The organism is Micromonospora maritima, from assembly GCF_902825405.1.
Lineage (GTDB): Bacteria > Actinomycetota > Actinomycetes > Mycobacteriales > Micromonosporaceae > Micromonospora > Micromonospora maritima.
The window spans coordinates 1-1,059 of sequence record NZ_CADEAU010000896.1 but is presented as its reverse complement, the minus strand read 5'-3'; the positions used below and the strand labels follow the sequence as shown (position 1 = coordinate 1,059).

At 75.7% G+C, this 1,059-nt stretch carries 2 pseudogenes; one reads left to right on the top strand and one right to left on the bottom strand.

From position 1 onward, the window contains the following. Nucleotides 1-558, top strand: a pseudogene (locus HUW36_RS33360) (hypothetical protein); the annotation flags it as partial. 91 nt (nucleotides 559-649) lie between these two features. Here HUW36_RS33360 and HUW36_RS33355 read toward each other — a convergent pair. Then, nucleotides 650-1,059: pseudogene (locus HUW36_RS33355) on the bottom strand (hypothetical protein); the annotation flags it as partial.

Sequence of the window (1,059 nt, the reverse complement as noted above, 5' to 3'; positions counted from 1 at the left end):
GGCGAGACCGCGCCGGACGCCGGGTCCCGGCGGCAACGCGTGCTGCGCCTGGCCGGGTGCGCCGCGATCGCGGCCGCCCTGCTGCCGCTGTTCCCGCGCCCGCTGCCGGCGCAGCAGATCGACCCGCCGCCGCACTTCGTCACCTCGGGCGGCTGGCGTCCCTACGTGCCGGACGGCCGGACGCTGGTGCCGGTGCCGATCCCGAGCAACGTGCACGGACTGCCGACGCTGCGGTGGAGCGCGCTGACCGGGCAGGAGTTCCCGATCCCGGGCGGCTACTTCATCGGCCCGAACGAGCGGGGCGAAGGCGTCTTCGGCGCCCCGAACCGCCCCACCAGCACGCTCATCTACTCCACCATGGACGCCGACCGGGTCCCGGAGATCACCGAGGAGAACCGCCGGCAGGCCGTCGAGGACCTGCGCTTCTGGCGGGCGTCGGTGGTGGTGCTCGGCGCGAACCCGCGCGAGGCGGTGCTGCGCGACCTGATGACCGCGCTGCTCGGCCCCGCGCAACGGGTCGACGACGTCTGGCTGTGGGACGTGCGCGACCGCGTGTAAGGAAGGGCCCCTTCTTAACGTATTCGGTAGAGGAGGGGCCCCCTCTTAACACGCCGTGTTAAAAGGGGGCCCCTCCTTACACCCAGGGGCGTCAGCCGAGCAGGGGGCGGACGTCCCACAGGTGCCCGCCGGGCACGTCCCGGCCCGGGCCGACCAGGGCGTCCACGGTGGCGCGCACCGGGTCGCCCGGCGACGAGTCGGCCTGCACCAGCGCCGCCGCCCGCCAGTGCCGCAGGTCCTCGACCGCCTGCCGGCGCTCCACGTCGCCGACCGGGGGCACCTGGCCGGTCTCCGCGGCCCGGCGCAGCAGCAGCGAGGTGGGCCGGTCCGGCGCGCCCCAGCGGGCCGTCGGGTCGGTGGCCGAACGCGGACCGATGAAGTAGCCGCCAGGCGCGTCGAAGGCCAGGCCGGTGCGCGCCGACCAGAACATGGCCGGGCTGACCGCCGCCCCGGTCACCGGCGGCACCGGCACCAGCGTCCGGCCCGGCGGCACGTACGCCT